Below are 23,368 nucleotides of genomic sequence, written 5' to 3'. Positions count from 1 at the left end.
CTATTTAGCGATCAAAATCTTGATAAAAAAAGATCCAGCACCTCAATCAGGTCTGGATCTATGAAATGACTATAAAAGTGATCTGCAATAAATGAAAATATTAGACAGCCACCTGTGGATTAAACAAGGCATCAATCTGCTGTTGAATCCCGAGCAGATAATCAATAGCTTGTTGCATCTGGTCTGCTGGCAACTGATCTTCGGTGCCAATACAGGTAATCACATGATCAAGCTGTCGGCTAAAGTTATACGCCGGAATCGCCACTGCATGAATGCCTGCCATCATATCTCCGATTACGGACGCATAGCCCTGCTGCAGGATTTTCTCTTTAAGTTGCAAGAATTCTTCCCAGTTCGCAGGATATTGACCTGCTTTAGCACTATTCGCCCACTCTTTTTCTAGTAAAGGTTTGATGATGTGTTCTGGCTGGAGGCAGGCATGCAAGCGACCCGTTGCCGACTTTAGCAAAGGCATACGCGAGCCGACCCGGGTAATAATATTAAATACATGGTTGGATTCAAGCGACTGAACCACCACAGCACCGTCAGCAAACCATTTACTCACATGAATACTGCAATTTAAATGCTGCTGAATCTGCACAATATATTTTTGGGTTAACTCCAGCATATCGGTACGTTTTAAGGCATTGACGCCAAATGCGTGAGCACGCTCACCCAGGCTATAGCGCCCGTCACTGAGCTGCTGTGCATAACCTTTACGTATCAGACTCACCACATAACGATGCACTTTTGCAGGATGCATAGACAGGACTTCTGACAGCTCTTTTAACATCATCGGTGCATTATGTTCAGTCAATGCATCGAGCACAGTTAATCCTACTTCTAGAGACTGCACCCCTCCCTGTAATTTTTCTTCCTCAACGTTCATCGTTTCATCCTGCATATACGCATTAATTTTCATGGTTCTATCAAGCCATTGTACTACTGAAATCAAAAATCTTGCTCAGCCAAATCTGATTCCAGATTCAGATCATAGCGGCATTTTAACAAATTTACATTATTCATAATCAAATTATTTATTGCGTAATTTAAAAATATAAGTATGATTCTGTATAGCACTTAAATTTTCCACGGAAAGGATCCATATTTATGACGACGCGTTTAAAGTCATTTGTCGACATCGCTCCTGATTCAGATTTCCCTTTAGAAAACCTGCCTTATGGTATTTTCAGTGATAAGCAGAATGCTCAACCACGTGCCGGAGTTGCACTTGGAGAATGGGTGGTTGACCTGGCAGCATTGGAAGCAAAGGGTTATTTAAAGCTGGAACAAGGCCAGCAATTTTTTAACCAGCCGACTCTGAATGCCTTTATTGAGTCGGGTAAAGCCAACTGGTCTAAAGTACGAGCAGAGTTACAAGCATTATTGTCAGCCGATCATGCCGAATTGCGTGACAATCAGGAACTCCGTGATCAGGTTTTCTTTAAACAGTCAGATGTCAAAATGCATCTGCCGGTGTATATCCCGGGTTATACCGATTTCTATTCATCTAAAGAGCATGCCACCAATGTTGGCTGTATGTTCCGTGATCCGAAAAATGCACTGTTAGCCAACTGGTCAGAACTTCCGGTTGGTTATAACGGTCGTGCCAGCTCCGTAATTGTTAGCGGTACAGAAATCGTGCGTCCATCCGGACAGATCAAATTACCGGATTCTGAACGTCCAGTCTTTTCTGCATGCCGCAAACTCGACTTCGAACTGGAAACCGGTTTTATTATTGGCAAGCCAAATCATCTAGGTAAGCCAATTGCAATTGAAAATGCCTGGGACCATATTTTTGGTATGGTGCTATTTAATGACTGGTCGGCGCGCGATTTGCAGCAATGGGAATATGTGCCCCTAGGTCCATTCAATGCCAAAACTTTCGCTTCTTCGATCTCGCCATGGGTCGTCACTTTGGAAGCACTTGAACCGTTTAAAACCAGTTCACCAGTTCAAGATCCCAAACCTCTGACTTATCTGCGTGAAGACAACAGTAGCAATAGCTATGACATCAATCTGTCTGTCGAAATTCAGCCTGAAAATTCAGACCAGGCTGATGTCATCTGTGAAACCAATTTCAAATATATGTACTGGTCGATGGCACAGCAGCTGACTCATCACACCATTGCCGGCTGTAATGTTCAGGTCGGTGATCTGATGGGTTCCGGCACAATTTCCGGTCCTACGCCAAATTCTTATGGTTCATTACTGGAAATCACCTGGAATGCAACCAAACCACTGACTTTGTCGAATGGTGAACAGCGCACCTTCATTCAGGATGGCGATACCGTGATCATGAAAGGTCATTGTGAAAAAGATGGCCTGCGTATCGGTTTCGGTGCTGTGAGCGGCAAAATCCTGCCAGCGCTTGATTTCGGTTTTAGTGAATAAGCTGGAGTGAAATCATGATCATGAAACTATATACCTATTTTCGCAGTTCAGCCGCTTACCGGGTTCGTATTGCGCTCAACCTGAAAGAACTCAAAGCAGAACATATTCCGGTTCATCTGGTAAACAACGGCGGCGAACAGCATAGTGAAACATTTCGTCGGGTCAATCCGGGTGAGCTGGTCCCTGCCTTAATTGAAGATGATTTCACGCTGACCCAGTCGCTCAGCATGATTGAATATCTGGAAGAAAAATTTCCGGAAACTCCCCTGTTGCCTAAGAATTTGCAACAGCGTGCCCTGATCCGGGCCTTTAGTCTGAATATTGCCTGTGACATTCATCCACTCAACAATCTGCGTGTACTTCAGTACCTCAGTAAAACCCTGAATGCCAGCGATGAACAAAAAACCGAATGGTACAGACACTGGGTCATCACCGGCTTAAAAGCGCTTGAAGCTCAATTAACACATTCAAATGGCCAATTCTGTTTTGGAAATCAGCCAAGCCTTGCAGATTGCTGTCTGATTCCACAAGTATATAACGCCAAACGTTTCAACATCGATCTTTCGGATTTCCCGAAAATTGAATCGATTTATGCTCATTGCAACTCACTAGACGCATTTCAAAAAGCTGCACCTGAAGCGCAGCCCGATGCAGCATAAGAACATATAAGGATATAAGCATGACCATTCAAATTGAAAAAATTCACCATGTCGCCTACCGCTGTAAAGATGCCAAAGAAACCGTAGAATGGTACAAAAAAAACCTGAACATGGACTTTATCCTGGCTTTTGCTGAGGATCATGTCCCGTCTACCAAGGCTTTTGACCCATATATGCACCTGTTTTTAGATGCTGGTAATGGCAATGTGTTGGCCTTCTTTGAACTGCCCACCCAACCGGAAATGGGCCGCGATGAAAATACCCCGAAATGGGTGCAGCACATTGCCTTAAAAGTGAAGGATCGTCAGGCACTGGTTCAAGCCAAAGAACATCTGGAAGCTAATGGTATAGATGTACTGGGCATTACCAATCACGGTATTTTCCATTCGATTTACTTCTTTGATCCAAATGGTCACCGTCTGGAACTGGCTTATGATGATGAAAAAGCACCTCAGAAAATTGCCATGATTACCGAAGAAATGAAGTATGACATGCTGGAACAATGGAGCAAAACCAAACGCGCGCCTTCACATACCCACTTCCTGCATGCGGATGAATTAGACCAGAGCGCTCGTGAAGCCAAGATGGACTCTTGAATTTTAAGAAAAGGATTTCTGATGAATAAAGTCATTGCCAATGCTCAGGAAGCTTTAACGGATATCGTGGCAGATCATCAAACGCTCGCCGTTGGCGGATTTGGTTTATGCGGTATTCCTGAAGCACTCATTGAAGCTTTAAAAAATACTGGTGTGATTGGCCTGACCTGTATTTCCAATAATGCCGGTGTGGATGATTTTGGTTTGGGCAAATTGCTGCAAACTAAACAGATCAAAAAAATGATTTCTTCTTATGTCGGTGAAAATAAGGAATTTGAACGTCAATATTTAAATGGTGAGCTGGAGGTAGAGCTGACGCCCCAAGGAACACTGGCAGAAAAACTGCGTGCGGGTGGTGCTGGAATTCCCGCTTTCTACACCCAAACCGGTGTCGGCACATTGGTTGCTGAAGGCAAAGAAGTCCGTGAATTTGAGGGTAAAGAATTTATCCTGGAAAAGTCATTAACCGCAGATGTGGCACTGGTCAAAGCCTATAAAGCAGATAAGGCCGGCAACCTGGTCTTCCGTAAAACCGCACGTAATTTCAACCCCGAATGTGCCATGGCCGGGAAGATCACTGTGGCTGAAGTTGAACAGATCGTAGAGATTGGTGAACTTGATCCCGATGATATTCATCTACCTGGAATTTATGTCAATCGAATCATCGTTAATGCTGCACCGGAAAAGCGCATTGAACAGATGACCTTAAAGGCAGGAGCATAATCATGGCTTGGACTCGAAATGAAATGGCTCAGCGTGCGGCACAGGAACTGGAAGATGGTTTCTATGTCAATCTCGGTATCGGTTTACCAACACTGGTTGCCAATTATATTCCAGAAAATATCAATGTCTGGCTCCAGTCTGAAAATGGCTTGCTGGGTATTGATGAGTTTCCAACTTCTGAGACGGTCGATGCGGACCTGATCAATGCCGGTAAACAGACGGTGACTGCCCGTAAAGGTGCTGCCTTCTTTTCCAGTGCTGATTCCTTTGCCATGATTCGCGGTGGGCATGTCAATATTGCGATTCTGGGAGCAATGGAAGTTTCCGAAAAGGGTGATCTGGCAAACTGGATGATTCCAGGCAAGAAAGTCAAAGGTATGGGCGGTGCCATGGATCTGGTAGCCGGTGTGCAGAAAGTTGTAGTCCTAATGGAACACACGGCTAAAGATGGTACCTCGAAAATCGTTCCTCAATGTACTTTGCCACTAACAGGTAAAGGTGTGGTCAACCGGATTATTACTGATCTCGGTGTTATGGATATTACTTCAAGAGGAATAGTCTTAATAGAACTGGCCCAAGATGTCACGCTGGAGCAGATTAAAGCTGCAACTGGAGTTGAGCTGATTACGGATAGACTTGAGGCTGCCTGATCTGCTTTTACTGGATAATCAAAGCAGCAAAAGCTGCTTGATTATCTTCTGAAATATTGCTTTAGCATCGTAATTACACTAAAGATAAAGCATATTTTTCTATAATATTCATGTTCTTGCCGTATAATTTTAAAAATCCCAATAAAATCTCATGAATGTAATTCACTTTATTGGATCAAATAAAATTATCTTTATTTCTATTCAAATAAGTTTGCAGAAAAACTATTTTTTCTGTTTATTGTTTTTTTATTAAGCTCAATAAAACTTATAAAATTTAAGATTCAGAACTACTCTCACACTAATTTATATTTAAAGTGATCACTAAAGATAATGATGATAATAAAATTTTAATTAGTAAAAAAAATACTTAATAAAAAAGCCACTTATATAAGCGGCTAATTTATAAGAAGAATTTTGGTGGGATGGCGGGAGTTGAACCCACTAAAGCTTAACACTATCACAACCTTTCAAATATAAATATTTGTATTTTAAACCATTTACTTAATTTCATTTGATAGTCTGTGATAGACTTTTGAAAAAGTGTGGCAAAAAATGTGGCATCAATATCTGCATCAATGCCCCCGATTATTTATAAGGACTACCTTAGGGTGGTCTCTTCTATTTAATTAGTTCTGATGACCATTAAGCATTAAAAGCTCAATTGTAGGCTCATTCGGGCTAGCCTTGCTCTCTAACAGCTTCTCATGCACTTCTTGAATCAAATTAAGGAAGCGAATCATCTTAATGATCTTTTCATAGTGTGGTAGGAACGTAGGATTGGTACTAAACTTATAAACCAAGGTTTCACCCTGTCTATGTCTCAAGCAATCAATCTGTTCGGTAATAGCCCTGTGAATAGCCACCACTCTCTTAGACAAATATCATCTATTCTTTTTGTATAGGAGAGAACATTATGAGTGGACAACTATACACCCCAGAATTTAAAGATGAAGCTGTTAAATTGATTACTGAACGTGGATATTCTGTCACTGATGTCGCAGAACGTTTAGGCGTATTACAACACAGCATTTATAAATAGCTAAAGGCGGTACAACCTTTATGCAACAGCTCTGATGAACATGAACTGCTCGAGGCAAAGAAAAAAAATCCTTCGCCTTAAAAGTCAGCTTAAACAGACTGAAGAGGAACGGGACATCTTAAAGTGAAAGCACTGCTTTCACGCCGCTTTGCAAGCCTGCCCGAGTAAAGTATCAGTTTATCCTGAAATACAGTCATCAATTTAAGATCAAAACGATGTGCAGGGTTCTTAAGATCGCTCATGCTGGTTACTATGCCTGGTTGCATGAGCCCGAATCAGGCAGAAGTATTGAAGATAAGCGGTTATTGCAGCTCATCCGCTCTTCTCATGATGCCAGTTATGGCATCTACGGTCATCCTCACATCACGCTGGATCTTAAAGAGCTAGGTGAAAGCTGTGGGCCTAATCGTGTGCTGAAGATCATGAAGAACAATGGCATTTCTGCTATTCGAGGATATAAGAAGTATAAAAGCTATGGTCGTGGTCGTCCTCAGATTGTGCCACCTAACCATTTAAATCGAGAATTTGTTGAAACACACCTGATACCTCGTGGGTAACTGATATTACCTACATACGCACCTGGCAAGGCTGGTTGGCTGTGGTTCTCGATTTATATTCAAGGAAAGTCATCGGTTGGTCAATGAAACCTACGTTTGCTAAGGATATCGTTTTGGATGCACTTCTTATGGCGATATGGTGACGTAGGCCAAATGAACCTGTGCTCATACATTCAGACCAAGGCTCACAATATAGTAGCAGAGGCTGGCAGAAATTCTGTCAGAAGCATAACTTGGTCCCGAGTATGAGTCGTCGTGGCCTTACGCAGTATACTGCTCATAGGACAATGCTGTTGCAGAATCTTTCTTTAGCAGCTTAAAAAAGGAAAGAATTAAAAAGCAGATCTATAAAACACGAGAAATGGCGCGTGCAGATGTGTTTGATTATGTCGAGATGTTTTACAATCGAATCAGGCGTCATTCGCATCTAGACGGAATGAGTCCAGAAGCATTCGAGGCAGCTTCAAAATGAGGCCGTCTCGTGTCTAGGATACTGGGAGCAGTCCACCTTAAATAAAAGATTTACCAAGAGATGTGTATATAGCTTAAAATGTGATTCAGAAATTTCGTTGAATTGATGTATTTTCATTTGTAGATTATGCATCGATATCAAGAAAATAACCTACGAATCCTCAGCGAAAGAATGTTCATTTTTTGACTAGTGAAAGATATCTAAGATTAAGGTGATTCATTATTATTTATATAAGAACAAATACTTACGTATAAGTATTTAAGATTTAATCAAAAAATTAACAATATTTATCTTATTAATAAAAATTTTCTATACAAAAAGTATTATTAACTTAAACTTTGAAAAAAAATATATATTTTTTATACATTATTCATGTAATCATTTCATTATTATCTTAAATTATTATTTTTAATAATTATTTTAATGGAAAAAAATTGGTTAGTAAGGACAAATCAAACCATCACCTTTTTACCCATGGTCATAGTTATATTTATAGGACTAATTGGCTATGAATGGGTACGTACGGAACTAGTCGGAAGCTGGATTCTTCTAATTGGCTTTATTCTGTTAGGCCGCTTTTTAAATGTAGTTCAGTCCGTTGTATTAAGTATTGTCATTTTTATCATTCTTTTTATTTATATTCTATTTAGTGTCCAGACTGATAGCATGGATATTAATACTCGCTTGTTGCAGCTTTTTATTCTACCTATCGCACCACTTCTACTCAGTATTTATTATGAAATGATGTCGACCAATAGGAAAACAGACAATTTACTGGATACTTATCGTAAAAATCTGACCCATAAAACATTACCTATTAGTACTTATTCCTATACCCAAACTCAGGTTCAGGATATGTTAAATCTGAATCTGATTCCTCAATATGATGAAATTTATATAGAAATTACCAACCACAACTTATTAAGAGATATGTTGCAGGTGGATGAACTAAAACTGTTGCAACAAAAAATTATCCATGTGCTGGAAAGTAAGTTCCAAGTTCCTCATTTTTCCTTTACTGATAGTCGGCTCTCGGTCTTGCGTGTAATTATGATTGCCGATCGAGAATCTACTATTTCCAAACAACTGATTGAAAAAATCAGACAGATTGAACTGATTAAAACAGAGATTACTCATCAATCTCATCATCAAGGCGTGTCCTCTCTGGAGGAACGCCTATGAATCATTTGTTGCATGTCTGCGGTCTGATCATTTCAGTCAATACACTACCTGACCCGGTACTGAGTTCTTATTATCAACAATATTATCAGTGTGAGATTAAAGAAGTCGATTCGGTACAGGCAGAACAATCTTCAGATATTACACAAATTCCTGCTCATTTCCCTGCTTCCAGAAAGCTATGGCCGGTATTTAGCTTGGATCAACTACAGTACGAAACTTATCAAACCATGAAAAATCAGGGTATTAAACCGGGTTTAATCATTCCTGAAAATTTCATGAAACCGTCAATCTACTTTCAGATCAAACAGGAGGTTTCGGAAGGTGCTATCCCGATTCTTGATCTAAGCAGTATCGAACCAAAGCGTTTTCGCGGACTTGCGACCCTCGCCACCAGTGCAGGTCTACGTCCCATGGCGGCCTATATACAGGATGGCTGGAATCCGAATCTCAAAACTTTACCTGCGGGACTTTACATTATTCAGGCCAATCATGGACAACTGCCTTTACCCGCCCGTTTAATTCAATCTGGTCAGCAACAATTTTACACCGCCTACCCACAAACTGCTTTCAATGGTACTGGAATTATCCTGAATCCTCAGGTGCCACTTGCCGAAAGTGAGATTGCTTATCCTGAATTGGGAATTTCCTGGACCTTTTTAAATACGCGCTTTGACAGCCAAATGAACCGGGTGCATACCAATCTACTCGGCTATATCTTGCTCTCAGCAGGAATCATAATCTTGCCATTACACTTGGTGCTCTCGACCCATTACCCTAATTTATTAAGCTTCTGGGGTACCTCAACTTCCTGGGCATCCGTTTTTGTGATCGTTATTTTAATGCTCATCCTCCTGATCACCATGTTATGGCGGAGGTTCAAAAAATCATGAGCATGATCGATATTCTGTTTATTACCGGCTTTATCGGGATCTGGATTCCACAAGCGTTTTGGGCCTGGCTCAGCTTTTCTGCCTGGCGTTACTCGATTCAGGCCAGTCAGGAATTGACCAATTTACCAATACCTGAACGTTGGCCCATGCTGAGTGTGCTGGTGCCGGCATATAATGAAGCACTGGTAATTGAAGATACCTTACGTTCTCTAGCTGCACAGGATTATCCGGCTGAAAGCTATGAAGTACTGCTGATTAATGATGCATCTAAAGACAATACCCAGGAAATTGCGGATCGTATGGCTGCCGAATTTCCAGTCATTCGGGTCATCAATGTGCCTAAAGGTCAAGGTGGTAAAGGTAAATCCAGAACTTTGAATAACGGACTCAAACACGCCCGCGGAGAATTGATTGCGGTTTATGATGCGGACAGTACGCCAGAGCCGGATTGTGTACGGCTGATTGCCCAGACCTTGCTGGCAGATTCTAGTCTGGTCGCAGTGAATGGCAAAGTTCGTACCCGCAACTGGAAAGACAGCCCCCTTAGTACCTTTATCGCTATCGAGTTTATCTATTTCCAGTGGATTTTTCAGGGTGGACGCTGGCTGCGTTTCCGTCTTTCTACCCTAATGGGAACCAATTATGTGATCTGGCGAGATGCACTCGATATTCTAGGCGGATTTGACGAAAAATCCTTGGTCGATGACACCGAAATGAGTTACCGGATTTTTCTGGGACATAAACGGATTAAATGGGTGCCTTATGCCGTAGGCTGGCAACAGGATCCGGGCGACCTAAATATTTTTATCAAACAACGCTCGCGTTGGACTCAAGGTAACTTTTATGTAACCCGTAAATATTTAAGAACAGCGCTCCGGCATCCTTTTCCAATCGGAATGGAGATCGGCAACAATATTATGTGTTACATCATTTTTCTGCCAGCTCTGTTCTTAAGTCATATGACGCTGGTGGTTGGCCTACTCGGTATTGATGGTACCACGATTCCCGGTCCATTTACCTTACTCTTCATTTTGGCCTTTATTCTTTATCTGGTCCAGATCTGGTTCACCCTCAGTCTGGAAAAAGAAGTGCCTAAACGATTTTACTTCTATGCCTTTATCGCCTATTTCACCTATTCACAGGTATTTCTCCTGATTGTCTTTAAAGCCGCCTGGGACATGTTAAAAGGCAAAATCAAGGGTGAGGGAATTACCTGGTACAAGACAGAACGAAAGAAGGAAAAAAAATGATCATGCACATAAAAACAGCTCCTTTGAGATTAATGTCTTCACTTATCTTGGCATTGTCTAGTGCACATCTCTATGCGACCACCTGGAAGCTTGATGATGTAGTTGCGCGGCATGTAGAGCAAACTACGCCTTACTTTTTTTATGTTGGAAAAGGTGAAAGCTGGCAGGATGTCCAGTTCAGCAGTCAGTTCGATGTACAGGGTAGCAGTACGGTGATTGTCCGGTATGACAATCAGCTGATTCATCAACAAAATTTGAGTGGTAAAGGCACATTAAATTTTAGCCTCCCCCCTGCCGATAGCGGTTTTCATCGGCTGGATATCAGTATTTTACAAAAACCAGGACCTGGACAAAGCACTGCCAATATCTGTCTTGAATCAAGCAATTTACAGACTACCTTGACTCAACCAAATCTGAGTTACCAATCGCAGCGTAACAGCATGCAGCTGAATCAACTCCCGGATGTCCTGTTCAATAGCCAATTGAACCGCCCAGAACCGGTACAGGCACTGCTAGGTTTTAATACGGCAAATTTCCTGGAAGCCACCATGATGGGGAGGCTGGCAACTGCCTGGAATTTTGCGACACCTGTGCAATGGCGGCTAAATACCACTCCTGAATCAGCACCTGATTTCATGATCAATATTCAGCGTTCGGCCGCAAAATTACCCGCAGCACTGATGAGTTTAAATCAGGTTAACCAGGTACCAAGTCTGACGATTGAATATTCTTCAGAATCCCAATTATTGATGGCCGTCAATGCTCTGCTCAATCAGCAATATCTGGCACAACTAAATACTGCAACAGTGAGTTTAAATGGCCCTGTCGCGCGACCAAACTGGGCCAGTGTACGCCGTTTTGAAAGCTTGGCTGATTTGGGCATTTCCGATTTCAAACTAGACAATACTTCCAAAAATATTTCACTGGTCTTTCCTGCTGTTTGGGAAGTTACGGATATTTTAAAGGGTCAGCTTAATTTCCGTTCGCAAAGCGGACTCTTACAAGGCTCGACCTTACAGGTTTGGCTCAATGAAGTACTCGCAGGTAGTACCAGTCTGGCAAAACTGGATTCCAGCCCGGTTGAGCGGCAGTTTGAATTTGTAGGGGCAGATTATCCCTATACCAACAGCTTTAACATGACGGTGAATAATAACCAGTTAAATAGCAATAATTGTCTACCTAATGCGGGTAATGCCTTATGGATTGATGCTAAAAAATCCAAGCTTAGTCTGCCTTACCAGATGAAACAGGGAGTCATCAGCCTGTCTACAGTTTTTGACAAGACTCCTGAAATTGCCATGAATACGCCTATAGCCACCCCCATCGCGATCAGCCTGGCTCAAGTTGCCAAGAACATGCTGCTCAGTAATGATCCAATTGGTCTGAATATCACCCAGCTGAATCCAAGTACACCTAAAACCATTAATATCCTGCTGAATGCCCAGCGTTATCAATCTGAATTGCAAAAATACAGTCAGATTCTTTACTTACCTACTACGGCAAATGGTAGTTTGATCACCGTCAGAAACGGGAATTTCTGGATTTATAGCGACAACAACCTCGGGGTAGAAAATTTTGCCCGCTTTTGGCCGCAAATCCAGCAGAAAATCCCGAACAATACTGCGGCCTTGTTTATTTCTGCCCAAGGACAAATTACCGTACTTAGTCAAACCGCTATAGAAAAAGCAGAAACCCCGATAATTGAACAGATTTCCATGCGAACTATTGCTATTATTCTTGTGATTGTTGCTGCGCTTATTATAGGGCTGCTGTTCTGGCGCAGAACTCGTAAGGCACAAAAAACCAAAGAAGAATAATGATGAAAAAATACCTGATTTTAGGCTTACTGGTGTTACTGGCACTTCCTACCTTAGCTTTTACTGGCTCTGCGTTTTTTATGGCACGTGCAGATGCTAAAGCGGTAACAGCGCCTAAAATTGAGGGTATTTTCTGGCAGGTTGACCAGATGAGTCACGCCTCCGGTAACTGGCACTTATTAGGCATCGATACCTTAGTCACTCAATGGAGTATTGTAGACGGACGTTCCTTTTTTAAAGAAATCTCCGGAGCACAATGGCAACATCAGCCGGACTGGAATACGATTGCCGAACAACCCTGGTCCAAGCAGGTTATCTTAGGTCTGGCAGGCATTTTTCAGGAACCTGTGGCACGTGAAAATATTGACCAGCTCTTTTTACAATCCCAACAGATTATTAAGACTCCTCTTCCAGTCCAGCCTTCTGCTTATTACTTTCCTGTAGAAGCTGACCCAAGCTGGCATGGGGTTTCCAATCTGGCCCGTTATGTTGCCGAGTTCCAGCGACCGGTCTGGATCAGCATCTATAGTGCAGACCGCAAATCACGGTTTTTACATTATTGGCTTGAAAGCTGGTTGCCTGATAATGCCCAAGTTTTTTTTCAGGATGGCGTCGGTGTGGGCACGCGCAGTCCTGAAGAGGCTACGGTAATTTACCAAAACCTTAAACATCAGGTCGGTGACAAGAGAGTTGTGATTATTCTCGAAGCTTTCCGGCCTAAACCGGGAGGTGGCTTTCGTGCAGCCTACCCTTGGGAAATTGCAAAACAGTTGAAAGCCTATGCTGGAGAGCGTGTCTATATTTTTGATGGTCCACATTATGTAAATAAAGCCAGTGTGCTCTGGCTTTATCTGTGGATGAAAATCAATTACTAGACTCTGCCACGGTTAAATCTTGCAGCATCTGTTCCAAAATACGTTCCGAAGCATGACCATCACCAAATGGATTTTCGACTTCTGCATGTTGTCGATAATAGGCTGGATCATCCATTAGACGAGAAAACTCTTGTACGATTTTGGTCTGATCAGTACCGACCAGTATTCCACAACCTGCTTCAACCACCTCCGGGCGTTCCGTTACATCCCGCAGTATGAGCACCGGTTTTTGATAGGTGGGGCTTTCTTCTTGGATACCGCCTGAATCTGTCATAATAAAATAGGCTGTACCTAAAACAGCCAGTAAGTCCGGATAATCCAGCGGTTTTAACAAATGCACCTGCGGATGATTCAGAAACTCGCGATAGGCGATTTCATATACCTGCGGATTGAGGTGCACAGGCCAGGCAAAATGCAGCTCTGGATAACGGCTACATAGTGTATGAATGGCGGCACAGATATTCTGAATACCTTCGCCAAAATTTTCCCGTCGATGTGCGGTCAGCAAGACCAGTTTATCTTGTTCATTTAACTTTAGCCCCATTCGCTCTAACCTTTGCTGAGACTGCTGAGAAGAAGACTGCATTAAATCACGGGCATGATGAATAGCATCAACCACGGTATTACCGGTAATAAAAATCTGCTGGTCTGGAATATTTTCCTGGCGTAAATTTTCTGCAGAACGTCGGGTTGGCGCAAAATGCCAGTGGGCCAAGCGGGAAACCAGTTGTCGGTTAGCTTCTTCCGGAAAAGGATGCATTAGATCAAAAGAGCGTAATCCGGCTTCAACATGCGCCAGATAAATATTCAGATTAAAGGCCACCAAAGCACCTGCAAGTACAGTGGTAGTATCCCCTTGCACTACAATCACATCACATTTTGGCATGTCACGATATACCTGATCCAATTCGGTCAATGCCTTGCTTAACAGGATATTCAGGCTTTTGCCTGGCTGCATGATTTGCAGATGATGATCAATTTCGATCTGGAAAAACTCGATTGCATCCTGTACCAGTTCCAGATGCTGGCCAGTAAATACCACATTAACTTTAAAACGTGAATCTTGCCGGGCTTTTAAGATAACTGGTGCCAGTTTAATCAGTTCAGGACGGGTACCAAAAATAAAAGAAAGATCAATCGGCATGGTTAAAAACTCCAGTAATAAGTCAGTTCTACTCGGGTATTATCGAAAGTTCTTTTTCCAGACTCAGGTGCCCCATTTACATATTTGCCATACATCTGTTCAACACGTAGCTTGATTGGGAAGTCTGCAGGTTGCCAAGCTATACCCGGTCCCAGCTCTGCCAAGTTGTTATAAAATTCATTATTGGAATCATTAATCGTATGTAGCTTCAAATATGTCTGGATATTGCCTAGATGATCCCGGTTAAAGTTCCAGCCAGTACGCAGACGCAAATCACCAATTACATTATAATCTTCACGTGAATAACTTGCCGCATTGCCATACAGTTCTGCAAAATACTGGATCTGCTGGGGAACCGGACTATGGCCAGTTTTGGAATCCTGCCAATACCATTCCTGATAACCCGTCAAACCAAAATTAATGCTTTCCCTGAATTTGTCTCGATTTAAATCGATCAAATCATAACTTCCGCCGAGTTCCAGATACAGATAGACTGGCCATTCCCAAGGACGGTAATTCGTTCCAACACCGACAATGGCTGCATTCTGGTCAATAATCTCAGGTCGTGCACCACCGGTAGATCGGGTATCCCGGTTGATACTGGCAAAGCCATAAATCTGGCCACGGTTTTCTTCTCCCCAGTAACGTCCATAACGGAACTTCAAGGGCAAGATGGCCGTGTCGTAACGTCCTTCAAAAGAAGGAGAAAAATAGATATCGGTAAAAGTATTCTTAGTCTGACCGCTTGTTGTTCCACTTAAATTGATTACTGCCTGTTGGGCTTTGGCTGCTGTTTCAGGATCTGAGGAATTTTGCAGTTTTTTGAATATTTCTAAAGCTTCGGGATTACGTTGAGCAGAATTCAATAGATAGGCTTTTTGCAATAACAATTGTTCATCATTCGGTGTTAATTCAAGGGTTCGATCAATATAGATTAAGGCTTGATTATTATTATTTTTACGCATTTCCAGATATGTCCAGGTTTTCCACACCTTTGGATCTTGTGGCGATTTCTGGCTAATTTGCTGCAAAATGTGCGCTGCCTGCTCTGGGCTAGTCTGTTCTATTTGGTAATATTGTTCCCATAATTTATATAATTCAGATGTATTTTCTGCTTGAGTAGGAAAGCTAAAAATCATTAAGTAAGCAATTGAAATTATAGTTAATTTTTTCATATTAACAAGTGATTTAGAATTTTATACTTCCACTATAACAGTATTTTATTTTAAACTTAATGTGAATTAAATTAAGTTACCAAACTCTCTATTTTTTTTACAGGTGATATGGTATTCATAGAAAATATGAGAACATTATTATTATAAATCCTATTCAAACTGATAAATCTATTATTTAAATTATCATTTTTTTATTTATGTGGTAACTCAGCTGATTGCTCTAATCTTCCTGTTTTTCACGACCAATTGCTTATCCGCGATTCAGGCTAATCATTTAAATTAAAAATTATTTAGTATCCTAAACAACGGATAAAGATCTGGAGGATTTGGATAGCTGTATAGGATGAATTTCGCTTTAATGAGGGAAATATCCTAATAGACTAGAGGATATAATAATGACCTTACGCAGTATTACTGAATGGCAAGACTTTGTTAAGAACTGTATTGATTCTCTTCCACATGATGGTGTGTACCGCATTGCTCGAGACATGTTCACTGAAGCTGAACTGTTTGACCTTGAGATGGAGCAGATCTTTGAAAAAGCCTGGATTTATGCCTGTCACGAAAGTGAAATTCCAAATAATAACGATTATGTGACGGTTTAAATTGGTCGCCAACCCCTAATTATTAGCCGCGACAGTAATGCTGAACTTCATGCCATGGTCAATGCGTGTGAACACCGCGGCGCTACCTTGACACGTGTCAGTAAAGGAAACCAGGCCACGTTTGCCTGTCCCTTCCATACCTGCACCTATAAATCAGATAGTCGCCTAATTAAAGTTAAGGCTTCAGGCGAATATTGCGAACACTTCGATAAAACCATACGTGGTCTTAAACAACGTCGTATTGAGTTATCGTGGTTTTGTATTTGTTAGTTTAGATAACCAAGCGACAGATTGTTTAGAAGATTTTTTGGGCGATGCCAAGGGCTTTCTTGATTTAATGGTTGAGCAGTCACCAACGGGTGAGCTTGAAGTATTTCAAGGTAAATCAGCTTATACCTTTGCAGGCAATTGGAAATTACAGAATGAAAATGGTTTAGACGGTTATCACGTCAGTACAGTGCACTATAATTATGTATCGACTGTTCAGCATCGTCAGCAAGTGAATATCGAAAAAGGAGCTGACTTAGATATGTTAGATTACAACAAATTAGGTGCTGGTGATGCTGCAACTGATGATGGCTGGTTCAGCTTTAAAAATGGTCATAGTGTATTATTCAGTGATATGCCCAATCCAGCAGTCCGTCCATGTTATAGCACTGTAATGCCGTATCTTTCTTAAAAATTCAGGCATTTCAGAGGCTGTAAGCGAAGCCAGGTTTTTGACTCTTTTGTTCTTGAGCGCACAAACCAGATCACCTGCCGGATTATCATAGCGGTATCCATGTGCAATGGCATATTTCATGACCATACCACAGCGAGATAAGGTACGTTTTGCAATTTCAAGCGAACCTCTTGCCTCAATTTTCTTAATGATCTGGAGAATCTCAGGTGCCTGAATTTGATTAATACGCTTATTAGCAAGAGCAATATAAAGCTCATCCAATGAAGCCCGTACATTACTGATATGTTTGGATGACCAGGTTTCTTTTTGATTATTAAACCAATCTTCTGCAACTTCTTTGAAATAGGGCTTTAAGTCTTCATGCAATACTGAACGTGAGTATCGATGCTTAAGCTCATATGCAAGTTCCCTTGCCTTTTTTAAGCTTAAATCTGGATATGGGCCAAGCGATTCAGACTTACGTTCACCATGGACAGTGACGCGCACATTCCAATATTTTTGACCTTTGGTGGTAATGATTAGAGATAAACCATGTGAATCTGAAAGACGATACTGTTTATCTTTCGGCTGTGCTTTTCTACATTCAGTATCTGTAAGTGGCATATCGATTACCCATAATTGATGTATTAATTTCTGGGTAAATTTTCCCAATATTTACCCACAAAGAGCAAATATGGAGTCAAATGGGATCAGACGCTATCGGACAAATAGGCATAAAAAAAAGCCTTTAAACATTGAGTTTAAAGGCTTTTTTAGATTCCGATGGATTACTTCGGAAAGAATTTTGGTGGAGGTGGCGGGAGTTGAACCCGCGTCCGCCAACATTACGCTCGAGAATACTACATGCTTAGATATCGTCTATTGGTTTAGCTCTTTGTGACCCGACGAACAGGGTACAAATCGCGATCCTTTAAGATTTAGTACGAAACCCCAAGGCTTGATTTCATACGGACTTGTGTGCGTTCGCTTCAGTCGGGACCCCTAACCACAAGTATTCAGGGATGCGGACAAGCTGCCCTTAGGCAGCTAGAGCGTAAGTTTCGTCGTTTGCGACTATTAAAATGCAAATTTTATTTACGAGAGAAAATGCGCTCTCGGCATGCATCTATGAGTTTCATCATCAGCGTCGAAGCCAAGAACACCCCCAAAGTACAGAGCAATCATAGCATAACTAGTAAAAAATACGATGCATTTTCTACACAAATACACTTTTGAATACGCCTGATTACATAATTGCGCTAATATTTAAAAATTCAAGTCAGTATTTAAAAAAATTATGAGCTATTTATTGGCCCTTGATCAGGGAACGACGTCTAGTCGTGCAATTATTTTTAATGAACATGGACAGGTTCAAGCGACAGCTCAAAAAGAAACACATATTCAAACTCCTCGTTCGGGTTGGGTCGAGCAAGATGCCTTAGAAATTTGGACTACCCAAATTGGTGTCGTTCAGCAAGCGATCGCTTCTGCGGGAGTTCTAGCAAAAGACATTAAAGCGATTGGACTCACCAATCAGCGTGAAACCACTGTGGTATGGGACCGTCGCAATGGCAAGCCCCTTGCGCCGGCGATTATCTGGCAGGACCGCCGTGCGACAGAATGGTGTAATCAGCTGATTCAGCAAGGCCTGATGGATCAGGTACAACAAACAACCGGTCTACGCATTGACCCCTATTTCAGTGCGGGAAAGCTGGTCTGGTTATTAGAAAATACTGAGGGTTTACGCGCCTTGGCAGAACAGGGACATGTCGCTTTTGGCACCATCGATAGCTGGCTGATCTGGAACCTGACCCAAGGCGCTGAACATGTCATTGAAGCCAGTAATGCTTCCCGTACCATGCTCATGAATCTGCAAACTCAAAGTTGGGATGAGAGCCTACTGGATCTGTTTAATATTCCAGCTGCAGTCCTGCCAAGAATCATCAGCTCTGATTGCCATATTGCAGATACGGCACCTGGTTTATTAGGTGCTACCATTCCTATTACCGGTATTTTGGGCGACCAACAATCTGCCCTGTTTGGCCAATCCTGTTTTGAACCCGGTATGGCAAAAAACACTTATGGAACCGGCTGTTTTATGCTGTTTAATACTGGTCATGATATTCAACTGAGTCAGAATAAGCTGCTTTCCACGCTTGCCTGGCAAGCACAGGGTCACACGACCTACGCACTGGAAGGCAGTATCTTTATGGCGGGTGCGGTGGTGCAATGGTTACGGGATGGTCTGGGGATTATCCAAAAAAGTTCAGATGTAGAAAAACTGGCCTGTAAAGTTCCAGATACAGACGGCGTAGTTTTGGTACCTGCCTTTACTGGTCTCGGTGCACCGCACTGGGACAGTGAAGCACGTGCTTTACTTTGTGGGATGTCACGCGGTACCAATAAGTCCCATATTGCACGTGCTGCTTTAGAATCTATTGCCTTTCAAGTATCCGATATTCTGACTGCAATGCAATCTGATATTGCTCATCCTTTAAAAGAACTCCGTGTCGATGGTGGCGCAAGTTCAAATGATATATTGATGCAGTTCCAGGCTGATCTACTGAATGTCCCTGTGCTACGTCCCAAAATGCTGGAATCCACCGCTTGGGGGGCAGCAGCGATGGCCGGTTTAAAGTCCGGAGTTTTTTCCAGTCTGGATGAGATTGCCCAGTCCTGGCAACTGGATCAGGCCTTTGAACCGAAAATGCAAAATGATGAACGTGAAGCACACTTGGCCAAATGGAAAAATGCCTTAAAACGGGCCAAATCAGATTTATAAGCCATAAAAAACCGCTGAATATTCAGCGGTTTTTTTAATTATCTCAGCTTCTAGTAAGCATAAGAGGCGATCGCAGTCGCAATCGGTTTAGCTTCATCATTAATCAGGGTCATGCGCATGGTACATCCCTTACGCCCCAGACGCAGGGTTTCTGCACGTGCAGTAAAGTATTTGCCACGCCCGGGTGCCAGATAGTCGACACGCATATCCACAGTCGCCAGACGTGAAACTTTTTTGCTGGTTTCTTGCATATCTTCAGGGCTGGCTTTTTTGTACAGCTCACCCATTGCGGTAATTCCACCAATACTATCCAGAATGGTGGCAGCCACACCACCATGTAAAATCTGGAATGCCACATTGCCAATCAGATCCTTCTGCATTTCCACATATGCTTCAATCTGTCCATCCACAACGCGCATTTGCATACCGCAATATTGGTAGAATGGTGAAGCATTAAAAGCATCACACAACTGGTTGAATAGAACATTCTTATTCGAGCCTAAATCAATATTTCCTGTCCAACTTTTCTCTGCTACCGTCATAGTTTGCTCGAATAACCTTGATTAAATAAAAAAATGTATCCATTTGCCCTAAATGCAAATTAAGGCACTACAATACCCATAGTTTAATATTGATCAATGAGATTTTTATGACCTATACGTTCAATCGTCCCGCGTTTCCTGTAACTCGCATGCGTCGTATTCGTAAAAATGAACACCTGCGCTCAATGGTTCGTGAAACGCACCTCATGGCTGATCATCTCATTTATCCAGTATTTGTTTTACCGGGTCAAAACCAGACTCAAGACGTGCCAAGTATGCCAAATATTCAGCGTCTTTCGGCAGATCTGCTGGTGAAAAAAGCTGAACGCCTGCTTGAGTTAGGTGTCAGCAAACTAGCGCTGTTCCCGGTAACGCCACAAGAAGACAAAAGTCTGACTGCTGAAGCAGCATGGCATGAAGATGGTCTGGTTCAAACCACTGTTCGCCTGCTGAAAAAAGAATTACCAGAAATGGTACTGATTACCGATGGTGCATTGGACCCTTATACCACGCATGGTCAGGATGGCATTATCGATGAAACTGGTTATGTCTTAAATGAGGAAACGGTTGAATGTCTGATTAAACAGGGCTTAAGCCATGCCGAAGCCGGTGCGGATATTTTTGCACCAAGTGACATGATGGATGGCCGTATCGGCGCGATTCGTGAAGCTTTTGAAGCCAATGGTCATATCTATACGTCTATCATGGCCTACTCTGCCAAATATGCCTCCAGCTTCTACGGCCCCTTCCGTGATGCAGTAGGTTCTTCAAGCAACCTGAAAGGCGGCAATAAGTACAATTACCAGATGGATGTCGGCAACCGTGCCGAAGCCCTGCATGAAATCGCCTTGGATATTCAGGAAGGTGCAGACATGGTCATTGTAAAACCAGGCCTTCCTTATCTGGATATCGTACGTGAAGTCAAAGATACTTTTGGCATTCCAACCTTCGTGTATCAGGTTAGCGGTGAATATGCGATGCTGGCGGGTGCAATCCAGAATGGCTGGCTATCTGACAGCGTGATTCTGGAATCATTGATGAGCTGCCGCCGTGCTGGTGCAGATGGCATCTGGACTTACTTTGCGGAAGAAGCTGCAATCAAACTGAAAGAAATGAAATAGTCTGGAATGCCTTTCTTGATTCAAGGAAGGCATTTTTTTGGTTTTTGGTTTAAACAAGATTCGAAAATAAGGGTTAAAACCTGATGCATATTGCCATCATTGGTGCAGGGATTAATGGACTCATGACTGCACTGGAGTTGATTGAACAGGGCTGTTCAGTAACGATTCTGGATCAGCAGCAGGCAGGAAAAGCTGCCTCCTGGGCCGGTGGCGGTATTCTTTCCCCGATGTATCCATGGCGTTATCCTCAGGCAGTCAATGCCTTGGCCAAATATGCCAAACCGCTATATCAGGCCTGGAATAACAAATTAAAACCAGTTACTGGCATTGATTTTGAAATTCATGAAACCGGCATGCTGATCTTTGATGAAGAAGATTTCGACATTGGCTATCACTATGCTCAACGACATCATGAGCCGATGCAGCAAGCGCTTTATATCGAGCAGGAACAGATTGAGCAGATCAATCCGCAGGTTTCATCCGAATTTAAACATGCTTTGTACTTCCCCCACATCGCCAATGTACGTAACCCTCGCTTACTCCAATCCATTATTCATTATTTAAAACAGCATCCCTACGTGCGTTGGCTAGAACATACGCCAGTTCGGAAAATAAAAATTGGTAGTGCACAAATTGATGCGGTGCAAACTGAACAGGGTGACTGGATTGCAGCAGATCAGTTTGTCTTCAGCACCGGCGCATGGTCAGCACAATGGTCGCTGCAGCTAACAAGAGATATCCCAGTGCATCCTGTTCAGGGACAGATGGTGTTGTTTAAAACGCCAGACCACTGGCTGCCGACCATGTGTATGAATCAGGTCATGTACCTGATTCCACGTCAGGATGGGCATATTGTCTGTGGTTCCAGCATGCGCGAAGTTGGTTTTAATACCACGCCTGCTGTCGAGATTCGTCAGAAAATTCTGGATGCCAGTTTTGAGATGGTTCCAGAACTGGCAGAATTCCCGATTGTCCAGGAATGGGCTGGCTTACGTCCCGGCTCACCGCAAGGCATTCCTTATATAGGTCAACTGCCAAATTTGAAAAATGGCTGGGCCAATTTCGGCCATTTCCGCAATGGCTTATGTATGGCGCCTGCCTCCGCTATTTTGCTCAGACAGCTGATGTTCGGACAGTCGACTTTAGTGGATTCACAAGCCTATGCACCAGATCAGTTACAGCTTTTAACTGCGCTTGCCCACTAGATCCGTGAGTGCTTCCTTGATGCTTGGAAACTCAAATTCAAAGCCAGCATCTTGCAGTGCTTTAGGCTGGACATACTGACCATTTAAAATCAGTTGTGACTGCTCACCCAACATCCACTGCATAATACTTCCAGGCAAAGCGAATAGCGGTTTACGTTTCAGTAGCTCGGCTGCTGTCTGACTAAAACGCAGCTGGCTGGTTTTCTCAGGCGCGACCACATTAAAAATGTGAGCGTTGCTTTTTTCATGCAACAGAAAATCCATCACGTTAAGCAGATCCTGGATATGCACCCAGGCGAATGGCTGCCGACCACTCCCGATTCGACCCACCAGATTCATTTTGATTGGCATCAGCATTTGTGGCAAGATGCCACCTCTTCTACCCAGCACCACACCAAAACGCATAATCTTGGTATTCTGATCAGTATAGGATAAGGCCAGCTGCTCCCACTGCGCACAAAGCTGAGACATGAAAATCTGTTGGGGCGCAGCTTCTTCCGTATACACCTGTTGCCATTGTTCTTGAGGATCAATACCGTAATAACCCACGGCAGATGTAGACAAAATACATTTCGGGAAAATCTGATTCTTTTTTAAAAATTCATAGAGTTGACGGGTCGTTTCTAATCGGCTCTGCAAGAGAATATCTTTACGCTCGGCAGTCCAGCGCTCTGCACCGATATTTTCACCCGCCAGATTAATGACATAATCAATCTGACGGGTACGCAGTTCATCAAAATCATTGATCCAGTGAAAATCTGGATGCATTTCCAAGCGATGGTGTTCACGCGTCAGGCCAATGACATGACAATCTAGTCCAAGAAAGTGTTTGACCGCATATTGGCCAATAAAACCACTAGCTCCGGTAATGAGTACGACAGGCTTATGCATTGTTATTCAGTCGCTGTTTTTCTTAGGTCCCAAACATTGTACTGAACTGGCTAATCTTTGCAGTTATCAAAAAATACCATTCATCGTAATGACTTACAGAAAAAGATATCAAGCCTGAATATTAAGGGGTTTCAGGCT

The 23,368-nt window shown here is 42.6% G+C and carries 18 protein-coding genes, 1 other RNA gene and 3 pseudogenes; 15 read left to right on the top strand and 7 right to left on the bottom strand.

What is annotated here, in order from left to right:
- Window positions 1-100: 100 nt before the first annotated feature.
- Window positions 101-922: an IclR family transcriptional regulator gene (locus tag ACS72_RS04560; protein WP_048881366.1), complete on the bottom strand. Its 822-nt coding sequence runs from the start codon at window positions 920-922 to the stop codon at window positions 101-103.
- Window positions 923-1,110: 188 nt separating this feature from the next.
- On the opposite strand from ACS72_RS04560, the gene fahA reads away from it, so the two are divergent.
- The 11 genes and pseudogenes from fahA (at window position 1,111) to ACS72_RS04495 (ending at window position 13,104) form a co-directional block, all read left to right on the top strand.
- Window positions 1,111-2,394 (top strand): fumarylacetoacetase, encoded by a 1,284-nt coding sequence (gene fahA, locus ACS72_RS04555; RefSeq protein WP_048881365.1) that lies wholly within the window; start codon window positions 1,111-1,113, stop codon window positions 2,392-2,394.
- A 20-nt stretch (window positions 2,395-2,414) separates the two neighbouring features.
- Complete coding sequence (maiA, locus tag ACS72_RS04550) at window positions 2,415-3,053, top strand: maleylacetoacetate isomerase (RefSeq protein ID WP_048881401.1); 639 nt, start codon at window positions 2,415-2,417, stop codon at window positions 3,051-3,053.
- A 20-nt stretch (window positions 3,054-3,073) separates the two neighbouring features.
- Entirely contained in the window at window positions 3,074-3,649 is a 576-nt protein-coding gene (locus ACS72_RS04545) for a VOC family protein (protein ID WP_048881364.1), read from the top strand.
- Window positions 3,650-3,670: 21 nt separating this feature from the next.
- Window positions 3,671-4,372, top strand: a complete 702-nt coding sequence (locus ACS72_RS04540) for a CoA transferase subunit A (RefSeq protein WP_048881363.1) — start codon at window positions 3,671-3,673, stop codon at window positions 4,370-4,372.
- A gap of 2 nt (window positions 4,373-4,374) precedes the next feature.
- Window positions 4,375-5,022: a CoA transferase subunit B gene (locus ACS72_RS04535; protein ID WP_048881362.1), complete on the top strand. Its 648-nt coding sequence runs from the start codon at window positions 4,375-4,377 to the stop codon at window positions 5,020-5,022.
- Window positions 5,023-5,935: 913 nt separating this feature from the next.
- Window positions 5,936-7,090, top strand: a pseudogene (locus tag ACS72_RS17300) (IS3 family transposase).
- Between the two features lie 666 nt (window positions 7,091-7,756).
- Complete coding sequence (locus tag ACS72_RS04515; protein WP_228156214.1) at window positions 7,757-8,272, top strand: hypothetical protein; 516 nt, start codon at window positions 7,757-7,759, stop codon at window positions 8,270-8,272.
- Window positions 8,269-9,162: a hypothetical protein gene (locus ACS72_RS04510; RefSeq protein ID WP_045796778.1), complete on the top strand. Its 894-nt coding sequence runs from the start codon at window positions 8,269-8,271 to the stop codon at window positions 9,160-9,162. The genes ACS72_RS04515 and ACS72_RS04510 overlap by 4 nt, the downstream gene beginning before the upstream one ends.
- Window positions 9,159-10,412 carry a glycosyltransferase gene (locus ACS72_RS04505; protein ID WP_045796777.1) on the top strand — a complete coding sequence of 418 codons (1,254 nt, stop codon included), beginning with the start codon at window positions 9,159-9,161 and terminating at the stop codon, window positions 10,410-10,412. The genes ACS72_RS04510 and ACS72_RS04505 overlap by 4 nt, the downstream gene beginning before the upstream one ends.
- Window positions 10,409-12,229 (top strand): hypothetical protein, encoded by a 1,821-nt coding sequence (locus ACS72_RS04500; RefSeq protein WP_048881359.1) that lies wholly within the window; start codon window positions 10,409-10,411, stop codon window positions 12,227-12,229. The genes ACS72_RS04505 and ACS72_RS04500 overlap by 4 nt, the downstream gene beginning before the upstream one ends.
- Window positions 12,229-13,104 carry a hypothetical protein gene (locus ACS72_RS04495; RefSeq protein ID WP_048881358.1) on the top strand — a complete coding sequence of 292 codons (876 nt, stop codon included), beginning with the start codon at window positions 12,229-12,231 and terminating at the stop codon, window positions 13,102-13,104. The genes ACS72_RS04500 and ACS72_RS04495 overlap by 1 nt, the downstream gene beginning before the upstream one ends.
- Here ACS72_RS04495 and wecB read toward each other — a convergent pair.
- Window positions 13,094-14,248 carry a non-hydrolyzing UDP-N-acetylglucosamine 2-epimerase gene (gene wecB / locus ACS72_RS04490; protein WP_048881357.1) on the bottom strand — a complete coding sequence of 385 codons (1,155 nt, stop codon included), beginning with the start codon at window positions 14,246-14,248 and terminating at the stop codon, window positions 13,094-13,096. The two genes, ACS72_RS04495 and wecB, sit on opposite strands and share 11 nt — an antisense overlap.
- A 2-nt stretch (window positions 14,249-14,250) precedes the next feature.
- Window positions 14,251-15,423 carry a M48 family metallopeptidase gene (locus ACS72_RS04485; protein ID WP_048881356.1) on the bottom strand — a complete coding sequence of 391 codons (1,173 nt, stop codon included), beginning with the start codon at window positions 15,421-15,423 and terminating at the stop codon, window positions 14,251-14,253.
- Window positions 15,424-15,818: 395 nt separating this feature from the next.
- On the opposite strand from ACS72_RS04485, the pseudogene ACS72_RS04480 reads away from it, so the two are divergent.
- A pseudogene (locus ACS72_RS04480) lies at window positions 15,819-16,701 on the top strand (Rieske 2Fe-2S domain-containing protein); the annotation flags it as partial.
- On the opposite strand, the pseudogene ACS72_RS04475 reads toward ACS72_RS04480, so the two are convergent.
- Together ACS72_RS04475 and ssrA are read right to left on the bottom strand one after the other, a co-directional pair.
- Window positions 16,693-17,313 (bottom strand): annotated as a pseudogene (locus ACS72_RS04475) (tyrosine-type recombinase/integrase); the annotation flags it as partial. The pseudogenes ACS72_RS04480 and ACS72_RS04475 sit on opposite strands and share 9 nt — an antisense overlap.
- Window positions 17,314-17,495: 182 nt before the next feature.
- Window positions 17,496-17,856, bottom strand: a transfer-messenger RNA (tmRNA) gene (gene ssrA / locus ACS72_RS17295).
- A gap of 130 nt (window positions 17,857-17,986) precedes the next feature.
- On the opposite strand from ssrA, the gene glpK reads away from it, so the two are divergent.
- Complete coding sequence (gene glpK / locus ACS72_RS04470) at window positions 17,987-19,471, top strand: glycerol kinase GlpK (protein ID WP_048881355.1); 1,485 nt, start codon at window positions 17,987-17,989, stop codon at window positions 19,469-19,471.
- Between the two features lie 50 nt (window positions 19,472-19,521).
- Here glpK and ACS72_RS04465 read toward each other — a convergent pair whose 3' ends face one another.
- Window positions 19,522-20,013, bottom strand: coding sequence for a thioesterase family protein (locus ACS72_RS04465; RefSeq protein WP_048881354.1), 492 nt, complete (start codon window positions 20,011-20,013; stop codon window positions 19,522-19,524).
- 107 nt (window positions 20,014-20,120) lie between these two features.
- Between ACS72_RS04465 and hemB the strand changes: the two genes are divergently transcribed.
- Both hemB and thiO read left to right on the top strand, forming a co-directional pair.
- Window positions 20,121-21,134 (top strand): porphobilinogen synthase, encoded by a 1,014-nt coding sequence (hemB, locus tag ACS72_RS04460; RefSeq protein WP_048881353.1) that lies wholly within the window; start codon window positions 20,121-20,123, stop codon window positions 21,132-21,134.
- Window positions 21,135-21,217: 83 nt separating this feature from the next.
- Window positions 21,218-22,339 (top strand): glycine oxidase ThiO, encoded by a 1,122-nt coding sequence (thiO, locus tag ACS72_RS04455; RefSeq protein ID WP_048881352.1) that lies wholly within the window; start codon window positions 21,218-21,220, stop codon window positions 22,337-22,339.
- On the opposite strand, the gene ACS72_RS04450 is transcribed toward thiO, so the two are convergent.
- Window positions 22,319-23,230 carry a TIGR01777 family oxidoreductase gene (locus ACS72_RS04450; protein ID WP_048881351.1) on the bottom strand — a complete coding sequence of 304 codons (912 nt, stop codon included), beginning with the start codon at window positions 23,228-23,230 and terminating at the stop codon, window positions 22,319-22,321. The two genes, thiO and ACS72_RS04450, sit on opposite strands and share 21 nt — an antisense overlap.
- Window positions 23,231-23,368: the final 138 nt, after the last annotated feature.

The organism is Acinetobacter sp. VT 511, from assembly GCF_001077515.1.
GTDB lineage: Bacteria > Pseudomonadota > Gammaproteobacteria > Pseudomonadales > Moraxellaceae > Acinetobacter > Acinetobacter schindleri.
The sequence above is the reverse complement of the archived record's forward strand: the minus strand, read 5'-3'. Positions and strand labels throughout refer to the sequence as shown.